General features: G+C 61.7%; 9 protein-coding genes (1 of these 9 cut by a window edge). 2 read left to right on the top strand and 7 right to left on the bottom strand.

Features of this window, described 5'->3' with window-relative positions; all coding sequences use genetic code 11:
- The 7 genes from pssA to mrcB form a co-directional block, all read right to left on the bottom strand.
- Positions 1-798, bottom strand: the 5' portion of a protein-coding gene (pssA, locus tag ACPFMA_RS04300; RefSeq protein ID WP_420059064.1) for a CDP-diacylglycerol--serine O-phosphatidyltransferase. The gene continues 60 nt to the left of window position 1, outside the view; only the first 798 of its 858 coding nucleotides appear in the window; the start codon lies at positions 796-798; the stop codon falls past the left edge of the window.
- Between the two features lie 147 nt (positions 799-945).
- The gene (gene ilvC / locus ACPFMA_RS04295; RefSeq protein ID WP_009398817.1) at positions 946-1,962 is read right to left on the bottom strand and encodes a ketol-acid reductoisomerase; all 1,017 of its coding nucleotides are present in this window, start codon (positions 1,960-1,962) and stop codon (positions 946-948) included.
- A 53-nt stretch (positions 1,963-2,015) separates the two neighbouring features.
- A complete protein-coding gene (gene ilvN, locus ACPFMA_RS04290; RefSeq protein WP_008096911.1) occupies positions 2,016-2,507 on the bottom strand; it encodes an acetolactate synthase small subunit in 492 nt (163 codons plus the stop codon).
- A gap of 1 nt (position 2,508) precedes the next feature.
- A complete protein-coding gene (locus tag ACPFMA_RS04285) occupies positions 2,509-4,233 on the bottom strand; it encodes an acetolactate synthase 3 large subunit (RefSeq protein WP_009398816.1) in 1,725 nt (574 codons plus the stop codon).
- 412 nt (positions 4,234-4,645) lie between these two features.
- Entirely contained in the window at positions 4,646-4,975 is a 330-nt protein-coding gene (locus ACPFMA_RS04280; protein WP_064303387.1) for a YqcC family protein, read from the bottom strand.
- Complete coding sequence (locus ACPFMA_RS04275) at positions 4,975-5,718, bottom strand: tetratricopeptide repeat protein (RefSeq protein ID WP_009398813.1); 744 nt, start codon at positions 5,716-5,718, stop codon at positions 4,975-4,977. The genes ACPFMA_RS04280 and ACPFMA_RS04275 overlap by 1 nt, the downstream gene beginning before the upstream one ends.
- Before the next feature lie 25 nt (positions 5,719-5,743).
- Positions 5,744-8,065 carry a penicillin-binding protein 1B gene (gene mrcB / locus ACPFMA_RS04270; protein WP_009398810.1) on the bottom strand — a complete coding sequence of 774 codons (2,322 nt, stop codon included), beginning with the start codon at positions 8,063-8,065 and terminating at the stop codon, positions 5,744-5,746.
- 118 nt (positions 8,066-8,183) lie between these two features.
- On the opposite strand from mrcB, the gene ACPFMA_RS04265 reads away from it, so the two are divergent.
- A complete protein-coding gene (locus ACPFMA_RS04265) occupies positions 8,184-9,746 on the top strand; it encodes an AAA family ATPase (protein ID WP_420059066.1) in 1,563 nt (520 codons plus the stop codon).
- A gap of 119 nt (positions 9,747-9,865) precedes the next feature.
- A complete protein-coding gene (locus tag ACPFMA_RS04260; protein WP_009398806.1) occupies positions 9,866-10,210 on the top strand; it encodes a pentapeptide repeat-containing protein in 345 nt (114 codons plus the stop codon).
- The last annotated feature ends 122 nt before the right edge of the window (positions 10,211-10,332 follow it).

The following is a 10,332-nucleotide window of genomic DNA, read 5'->3' as shown; positions in this document are numbered from 1 at the left end:
ATAGGCAAGGAACACCAGCAGGAGGATGCGCGGCGGATCGCTGAAGACAACCGCAAACACCAGCACCACGGCAAGGATGGCCACGAACGGCACACGCCCCTTGAGGTCCAGTTCCTTGAAGCTGTTGTACTTGATGTTGCTGACCATCAGCATGCCCGCGCCGGCCACCAGCAAGGCCACCAGGAATGAAAGCTTGGAACCCTGGATGCCGAAATCGCTGAACGCCCAGACAGTTCCTGCCACCACACCCGCCGCAGCCGGACTGGCCAGGCCGATGAAGTAGCGCTTGTCGGCCTTGCCGACCTGGGTATTGAAGCGCGCCAGACGCAATGCAGCGCCAGCGACATAGATGAAGGCGACCATCCAGCCGACCTTGCCCATGTCACCCAGCGCCCAGCCAAAGGCCAGCAATGCCGGCGCAACGCCAAAGGCGACCATGTCGGACAGGGAGTCGTACTCGGCACCGAAAGCGCTCTGGGTATTGGTCATGCGCGCAACACGGCCATCCAGGCCATCGAGCACCATGGCCACGAAAATGGCGATGGCGGCGAAGGCGAAGTACTTGCTCGCCTCCTTCGGGTCACCGGCACTCAAGGCGCTCTGGGCGCTCATCGAGTTGATGATGGAATAGAAACCGGCGAACAGGTTCGCGGTAGTGAACAGGTTAGGCAGCAGATAGATGCCGCGGTGACGGACTTTGCGTCCTTCGGCGTCATGTCCTTCTTCGACATGCTCATCGATCGGTAGCAGGCTTTCGGCGTCAGAGGCCTTGTTCGGCTCTTCGGGACGTTCGCTCATTGAGATTACCTTGCAACGGTTTGGAAAGTTTCGACAAAGGTTCGCGGCGAGGGTTCGCCGACAAACGGATGGAAAGCTTATACCAGAAGCTGACCCCCGAAATGAAAAAACGCGGCCGAAGCCGCGTTTTCATTCGCTCGAAACCAATCAGTTCTTGGTTTTGTCGACGATCTTGTTCGCCGAGATCCAAGGCATCATCGAACGCAGTTGCTCGCCGATGATCTCGATGCCGTGGGCAGCGTTGTTGCGGCGCTTGGCGGTCATCGATGGGTAGTTGGTGGCACCTTCGGAGATGAACATCTTCGCGTACTCGCCGTCCTGGATGCGCTTCAGAGCGTTGCGCATGGCCTTGCGGGATTCTTCGTTGATGACTTCCGGACCGGTGACGTACTCACCGTACTCGGCGTTGTTGGAGATCGAGTAGTTCATGTTGGCGATACCGCCTTCGTACATGAGGTCGACGATCAGTTTCAGTTCGTGCAGGCACTCGAAGTAGGCCATTTCCGGCGCATAGCCAGCTTCGACCAGGGTTTCGAAACCGGCCTTGACCAGCTCGACGGTACCGCCGCACAGAACGGCCTGCTCACCGAACAGGTCGGTTTCGGTCTCGTCCTTGAAGGTGGTTTCGATGATGCCGGTACGGCCGCCACCAACGCCAGCGGCGTAGGACAGGGCGACGTTCTTGGCGTTGCCCGAAGCGTCCTGGTAAACGGCGATCAGGTCAGGGATACCACCGCCCTTGACGAACTCGGAGCGAACGGTGTGGCCTGGAGCCTTCGGCGCGATCATGATCACGTCCAGGTCGGCGCGAGGGACGACCTGGTTGTAGTGGATCGAGAAGCCGTGGGAGAAGGCCAGGGTAGCGCCCTTCTTGATGTTCGGCTCGATTTCGTTCTTGTACAGGGTGCCCTGGAATTCGTCCGGGGTCAGGATCATGACCAGGTCGGCAGCGGCGACGGCGGTAGCGACGTCAGCAACTTTCAGGCCGTGGGCTTCAGCCTTGGCAACGGTAGCCGAACCCTTACGCAGACCGACGGTGACATCCACACCGGAGTCCTTCAGGTTGCACGCCTGGGCGTGACCCTGGGAGCCGTAACCGATGATGGCAACCTTCTTGCCCTGGATGATCGACAGATCGCAGTCTTTATCGTAGAAAACTTTCATGAAATACCCCTGTTATCTCGGCCTTGTTCAGGCCATTCGCTAATTTCGTAGAGTTAGATGCTCAGCACTTTGTCGCCACGGGCAATCCCGGTGACACCGCTACGCACGGTTTCCAGGATGGACGCAGTGCCGATAGCCTGAATGAAGCTGTCGAGCTTGTCGCTGGTGCCGCTCAGCTGCACGGTGTAAACACTGGCGCTGACGTCGACGATCTGCCCACGGAAGATATCGGTGGTGCGCTTGATCTCGGCACGCTGGGCGCCAGTGGCCTTCACCTTGACCAGCATCAGTTCGCGCTCGATATGAGCACTTTCCGACAGGTCGACCAGCTTGACCACCTCAACCAGTTTGTTCAGGTTCTTGGTGATCTGCTCGATCACCTCATCATGGCCGACAGTGGTCAGCGTCAGACGCGACAGGGTCGGGTCTTCGGTTGGCGCCACGGTCAGGCTTTCGATGTTGTAGTTGCGTTGCGAGAACAAGCCGACGACGCGGGACAGGGCACCGGGTTCGTTTTCCAACAGCAGGGAAATAATGTGCCGCATATCAGGTCCGCTCCGTCTTGCTCAGCCACATGTCGCGCATCGAACCATCCTTGATCTGCATCGGATAGACGTGCTCGCTGTTATCGACCTGGATATCGATGAACACCAGACGATCCTTGAGGGCAAAGGCTTCTTCGAGCTTGGGCTTGAGGTCCTTCAGGCTGGTGATGCGGATACCCACATGACCATAGGCCTCGGCCAGCTTGACGAAGTCAGGCAGCGATTCCATGTACGAATGGGAGTGACGGCTGTTGTAGGACATGTCCTGCCACTGGCGAACCATCCCCAGCACACCGTTGTTCAGGTTGACGATCTTCACCGGCAGGTCGTACTGCAGGCAGGTCGACAGTTCCTGGATGTTCATCTGGATGCTGCCTTCGCCGGTAACGCAGGCTACGTCTGCTTCCGGGAAGTTCAGCTTGACGCCCATGGCCGCCGGGAAACCGAAGCCCATGGTGCCCAGGCCGCCGGAGTTGATCCAGCGGTTCGGCTTGTTGAAGCGGTAGTACTGCGCCGCGAACATCTGGTGCTGGCCCACGTCGGAGGTGACGAAAGCATCGCCCTTGGTGACTTCGCACAGGGTCTCGATCACGGTCTGTGGCTTGATGACGCTGCCGTCGCCCTTATCGTAAGGGAACAGGCCGCGGTCGCCGCGCCATTCTTCGATCTGTTTCCACCATGCATCCATCGCCGCCTTTTCAGGCTTCTCGCCGATCTCGCGAACTGCGGCGAGCATTTCGGTGAGAACGCTCTCCACCGGCCCAACGATCGGTACGTCGGCCTTGATCATCTTGGAGATCGAAGCCGGGTCGATATCGATGTGGATGATCTTGGCGCTCGGGCAGAACTTGGCCGGGCCATTGACCACGCGGTCGTCGAAGCGCGCGCCGACAGCCAGGATCACGTCGGCATGGTGCATCGCCACGTTGGCGGTGTAGCTGCCGTGCATGCCGAGCATGCCGAGGAACTGGCGGTCGGTGCCAGGGTAGCCACCGAGGCCCATCAGGGTGTTGGTGACCGGAACGTTCAGCAGTTGTGCCAGCTCGGTCAGCGCCTCGGAGCCGCCGCCAAGGATCACGCCGCCACCGGCGTAGATGATCGGGCGCTTGGCGGCGATGATCATCTCGGCGGCCTTGCGGATCTGGCCGGAGTGACCACGCACGGCAGGGCTGTAGGAACGCAGCTTGACCTTCTTCGGATAGACGTACTCGAACTTTTCAGCCGGGTTGGTCATGTCCTTCGGAATGTCCACGACCACAGGGCCCGGACGGCCGGACTGGGCCAGGTAGAAGGCTTTTTTCAGGACTTCGGGGATTTCCGAGGCGTGCTTGATCATGAAGCTGTGCTTCACGATCGGCCGGGAAATACCGATCATGTCGGTTTCCTGGAAGGCATCGGTACCGACCATGGTGCTGGGCACCTGACCGGACAGGATGACCATCGGGATGGAGTCCATGTAGGCGGTGGCAATGCCGGTGATGGCATTGGTAGCGCCAGGGCCGGAAGTTACCAGTACCACGCCGGCCTTGCCGGTGGCACGGGCATAGCCGTCCGCCATATGGGTAGCAGCCTGCTCGTGGCGAACCAGGATGTGGTTCACTTCCGGTTCCTTGAACAGGGCATCGTAAACATGAAGGAGAGCACCGCCAGGGTACCCATAGATGTGCTTAACGCCTTCGTCACGCAAGAAGCGGACGACCATTTCAGCGCCGGATAAAAGCTCCACGTTGTTCACCTCTAAAACGCCAGAATACCGTTCGCTCCGGAACGGGTCTTAATAGGTTTACTGCCAAGCAGAGCATGAGCGACGAAAATGCCACTACGTCAGCACTGACTGAGCAAGTATTGGGAGCGCCCCAAAGTGTTGCGGGGTCTTCCCACCCAGCGCGAGGTAACGCGTTGCGGGGTGTAACAGGTCGGCGCGGGTGTGCGCCTCATGATCTGCTTAGCGGGTCTGCTTCTGGCAGTCCCCCTACAGCGGACTTCGGATTGTTGTGATTCGAACTGCGCAAGTCAAGTGACTTAGCGGTTTAAATTCCGCCGCAGCGCCTTTGCCAGCCGGGCGGAAACGTTTGCCCGGCCTTGCCTGCAACGAAACGGGGCCGCAAAAGCGGCCCCGGACGATAACGGCAGGCAAATCAGGCAGATGGATTGATCAATTGGTCGAACTCGGCCAACAGCTTGCGCAATTGACGGCTTTCTTCCGGACGGTCCACATAGACCGTCTCGGCCATGACCAGGATCCCCGACGCGTTAGGCAGCGGCAGCCCACGCTCGAGGATCTCCTTCATGCGCGGCAGGAAAATCCACTGCAGCCACTGATCGAAAGCCATGGTGTCGACGGCGAACGGCACGGTGCTGGACAGTGCTTCGACGCTGGGGGACTCATCGCTCCACCAGCCCTGCACATGCAGTTCACGTTCGATCAACAGCAGATGATCGGCGATATCGAGAATGCGCGGATCCATCACTGCGGCGCCTGGGCTTTCTGCCGGGCCAGGGCGGCACCCGCAGCGTCACCCTGCTTGTCGCGAGCCTGGGCGATGATGTTCCACAGCCCGGCCTGCAGGTCGGGACGACCGTTCGCATAGGTCATTGCACGACGCGCCAGTTGCTCGGACTGGGCGGCATCCCCCTGGGCCAGGCGCACCTGGGCCAGTCGATAAAGCACCTGGGGTTCACGCGGCGCGATGCGCTGGGCGCGTTCCAGGCTGGACGAGGCACCGTTGTAGTCGCCACTGCCCTGCTGTTGCTGGGCAGTGGTCAGCAGCGCGAGCACCGGACCGTCCAGCTGCTCGTCGGCCGACAGGCCACCCGAGCTGGTATTGGCCCGCGGAATACCGGTCGGCGCCGACGGCATCGTGTAGGTGCTGGTACTGCCTTGCGGCGTGTACGGCTGCGAAGTCGACGGCCCCGGGACAATCGGCCCGGTGCTGATTCCGGCCGGCGCGGTGGACGCCGGGAAGGTCTGGATTGGCGCCGCGCCGCTGCCTTGCGGGATCATCACGGTCACACCGCTGTCCTGCGGCACGGACTGGGCCTGGCTGGTACCGCTGCGCACAGGCGCGGTATTGCCGCGGTTGGCCTGGACACGCTCGCTATTGGATACCCGGGTACCGGAATCCACCACCGGGATCGAACCACGCTGCACGGTGGCGCAGCCGTTTAGCAAGGCCAGCGCCGTCAGGGCTGGAAACCACCATTTTTTCACGTCAGGTCCTCTTGGCTCTCGCCGATCAATTCATCCAGCCCTTGACCCAGTCCATGACTGACTCGGCCGGGTTCTGTTCACCGCCACAGGCCGCACCTGCAGCCGGCTCGCTTCCGCGAATATAAGGCATCTGCACCGCGCCGGGGCAGCTGGCATCGGAGCCCTGGCCGGTATGCGGATCGACCCAGGCCTGCACCACGTTGTCCGGCTGCGGCATGTCCAGCGGCAGCGGGTCGGCCTTGCGCATGAAGCTGGTCCACACCTGCAGGGCGCCGGTGGCACCGGTGAACGGCGTCTTGCCGTTGTCGTCACGACCGAGCCAGACCACTGCCAGCAGGTCCTGGCTGAAACCGGCGAACCAGCTGTCCCGCGAGTCGTTACTGGTACCCGTCTTGCCCGCCAGGTTAAGCGACGCCGGCAGCACACTGTAGACCGAGCGCCCGGTACCTTCGCGCATCACCCGCTGCATGGCGTTCTGCACCAGATAGATGGAGCCCGGATCGAAACGCTGCTGGATCTGGAACGGATAACGCTTGAGCGGCTCGCCTTCGGCGGTCAGCACACTGCGGATACCGCGCATCGGTGTGTTGAAGCCACCGTTGGCCAGGGTCTGGTACATGGTCGCCACCTGCATCGGTGACATTCCGCCTGCGCCCAGGAGCATCGACGGGAAGGCCGGCCAGTCGACCTCGACCCCCAGGCGCCCGATGGTTTTGAGCACATTCGGCACACCCAGTTCCAGGCCCAGCTTGGCCGTGGACAGGTTGTAGGAGTTTGCCAGCCCTTGGTACAGGTAGATGGTGCCATGGGCGCGGCGGTCGTAGTTCTGCGGTTTCCACACCTGGCCATCGGCGCCCTTGACCGAGAAGGGTTCATCCTGGACCCAGCTCGTCAGGGTGTACTGGCTGGGTTTCTCCAGCGCCGTCAGGTAGACCGCCGGCTTGACCAGGGAGCCGATCGGACGCACTGCGTCGATAGCCCGGTTGAAGCCGGCGAAACCGGCCTGGCGGCTGCCGATCAGGGCCTGTACTTCACCGGTTTCAGGGTTGGTCACGACCATCGCCGCTTCCACCTCGTCGGCACCCTTGCGGCCCGCAAGACGCTTGAAGGTATCGGCCATGGACGACTCGGCCTTCATCTGCAGGATCGGGTCGAAACTGGTGAAAATGCGCAGGCCTTCTTCGGTCAGGTCTTCGTCGCGATAGTCCTGGCGCAGCTGACGCTTGACCAGGTCGAGGAAGCCGGGGAACGAGCTGTCCGCCAGGCTGCCGCGCTTGGTCACGCCCAGCGGCATTTTCTTCGCTGCTTCCACCGCTTCCGGCGTTGCCACGCCCTGCTCCGCCAGCAGATCGAGGACAAGGTTGCGCCGCTGCAGGGCACGCTCGGGATAACGGCGCGGATTGTAGTAGGACGGCCCCTTGACCATACCCACCAGCAACGCCACCTGGTGCAGCTTCAGCTCCGACAGCGGCTGGCTGAAGAAGAACTGGCTGGCCAGTCCGAAGCCGTGCACGGCACGCTGGCCATCCTGGCCGACGAAGACCTCGTTGAGGTAGGCCTCGAGGATTTCCTGCTTGTCGTAGTGCATTTCCAGCAGCACCGCCATCATGGCTTCGGTGAGCTTGCGGCTGAGACTGCGTTCGTTGGTCAGGAAGAAGTTCTTGACCAACTGCTGGGTCAGGGTACTACCGCCCTGGCGCATGGCCCCGGAAGACGTATTGACCCAGACGGCACGGGCAATGGACTTGGGCGACACACCGAAGTGGTGATAGAAGTCGCGGTCTTCAACGGCGACCAGAGTTTCCAGCAGGTACGGCGGCACCTGGTCCAGCTTGATCAGGATGCGGTCTTCGAGATTCTTCGGATACAGGCCGCCGATCAGCAACGGTTCCAGGCGCACCACTGCCAGCTTGGCGTCGTTGGCCGCACTGAGGCCGGCCACATAGTCGCCGGAGAAGCGCACGCGAACCTTCTGTGCCGGTTCCATGCCTTCATAGAACTGGAAGCCGCGGGTGTTCAGGTCGACGGTATTGCCGTTCACCGCTGCCGCGCCCGGGCCGTTGGCCACGCTTTCACGGCGATAGCCAAGGGCGTCGAGTTCAACCAGGAAATCGTCCCTGCTCAGCTTCTGGCCAACGAAAAGCTCCAGCGGCCGCGCGTAGACCTTGGCCGGAATGGTCCAGCGCTTGCCGGAGAATTTCTCCTGGACGACGGCATCGAGATAGACGGCGAAGCCGGCCAGCACCACAAGACCGACCAGGCTGAGCTTGATGACCCAGCCGAGCCAGGCGCGGGAGCGGCTGGACGCTTGTTTTTTGGGGGTACGGGAAGATCGGGTACGTGTCATGGGCGCGGATTATACGCACTTTATCGTTCATCGACAGACGCCCCCCGGCGGTTTCCAGACGGCATGCTTGCCGCCATAATGACCGATTAGAATCCCCTTTTCCCCGGAAGGATCGCCCGTGACCCAAGCCTTGATCGCAGCCCTGCAGAACCCAGCCCTGTACCCGCATCCAGTGAAGGATTTCCGGGTTATCGAGACGCACATTTCCTGGGTCGTGCTCACTGGCGATTACGCCTACAAGATCAAGAAGCCGATGAATTTCGGCTTTCTCGATTTCACCGAGCTGTCCAGTCGCGAGCACTTCTGCAACGAAGAATTGCGCCTCAACAAGCGCCTGACCGATGGCCTGTACCTGGATGTCCTGCCGATCACCGGCAGCGCCGAGGCCCCGCAGCTCGGCGGCGAAGGCGAAGCGATCGAGTTCGCCCTGAAGATGCGCCAGTTCCCCCAGGAACAGATGCTCAGCACCCTCCAGGCCAACGGCGAACTGACTGCCGCGCATATCGACCAGATGGCCAGGCAGATTGCCGAATTCCACCTCCAGGCCCCGCGCGTTGCCGTCGAACACCCGCTGGGCACGCCGGAAAGCGTGATGGCGCCGGTGGAACAGAACTTCGAACAGATCCGCCCTTTCCTCAGCGACAAGGCCGACCTGCAACAGCTCGATGCACTGCAGGCCTGGGCCCGCAGCAATTTCGACCGCCTGCACCCGCTGCTGGAAGCGCGCAAGGCACAAGGATTCATCCGTGAGTGCCACGGCGATATCCACCTGGGCAACGCAACCGTCATCGACGGCAAGGTGGTGATCTTCGACTGCATCGAATTCAACGAGCCATTCCGCCTGACCGACGTCTACGCCGACACAGCCTTCCTGGCAATGGACCTCGAAGACCGTGGCCTGAAATGCCTGGCGCGGCGCTTCATCAGCCAGTACCTGGAATTGACCGGCGATTACGCCGGCCTGGAACTGCTCAACTTCTACAAGGCCTACCGCGCCCTGGTCCGGGCCAAGGTCGCCCTGTTCAGCATGCCGGCAGATGCCGACGGCGTGCAGCGTGCCACGACCCTGCGTCAGTACCGCAACTACGCCAACCTGGCCGAAAGCTACAGCGCCATTCCTTCGCGCTTGCTGGCCATCACCCACGGCGTTTCCGCGGTCGGCAAAAGCCATGTGGCCATGCGTCTGGTCGAGGCGCTCGGTGCCATCCGCCTGCGCTCGGACGTGGAGCGCAAGCGCATGTTCGGAGAGCAGGCCGGCGAGGCGACTGGCGAACTGCAAGCCGGCATCTATAGCAGCGACGCCAGCCAGGCCACGTATGAGCGCCTGCACCAACTGGCTGCGATGATCCTGCGCGCCGGCTTCCCGGTGGTGATCGATGCCACGTACCTGAAGCAGCCGCAGCGCGCTGCCGCAGCCGACGTCGCCAGCGAGACCGGGGTGCCCTTCCTTATCCTCGACTGCAACGCCCCGGATGCGGTGATCGCCAGCTGGCTGGCGCAGCGCCAGGCGGACCGGACCGACCCTTCCGACGCGACCCTGGAAGTCATTGCTGCCCAGCAGGTCAGCCGCGACCCACTGAATGCCGAAGAGCAACTGCACAGCAAGCGCGTGGAAACCAACGAAAGCGACAGCCTCGACAAGCTCATCGAGCAGATCCGTCAGCGCCTGCCCGGCTTGTAATCCTGCATAGGCGTGAAGCAGTCCACACTTCACGCCTCTGCTCCGGGGCTTTCCGGAGAGCGTGACACTATAATGCCAGTATCCGGCCACCTCCTTCGGCCGATCACGAGGCGCTCATCATGAATCAACCACGGCTACTGGACAGTTCGCTGTTTGCATTGATTCGCAACGAGGACATCACGGGTTTCAACCGCGAAAAACCCAAGGACGCCAGCATCGATTTCCGCGGGGGTGACTTCCGCGGGCTTGACCTGCGTGACCTCGACACCAGCGGCATCGATTTCCGTGACGCCTACTTCCGCGCTGCCGACCTGCGCGGCCTTGACTTGCGGGATGTGCCCCTCGAAGGCGCCAGCCTGGCCCACGCGCAGATCTCGGGCACCTATTTTCCGGCTGATCTGAGCGCCGACGAGATCCTCATGTCGGTGAAGTACGGTACCCGCATGCGTTATCGTCCGCGCTAGGCTCTGTTCGGAAGCCTTGAGCCCTCCTCGACGCCCGACCTGGGCGACATTCCCAACGGCACTGGCAAATAGCCGCGTTATTGCCAAGTGCCGCTACACTGCTGAGTGATATTCCGCGACTT

The sequence above is a fragment of the Pseudomonas sp. NyZ201 genome (assembly GCF_049860765.1).
In the GTDB taxonomy this organism is placed as follows: domain Bacteria; phylum Pseudomonadota; class Gammaproteobacteria; order Pseudomonadales; family Pseudomonadaceae; genus Aquipseudomonas; species Aquipseudomonas bharatica.
This window is presented reverse-complemented; position numbering and strand designations above follow the sequence as displayed.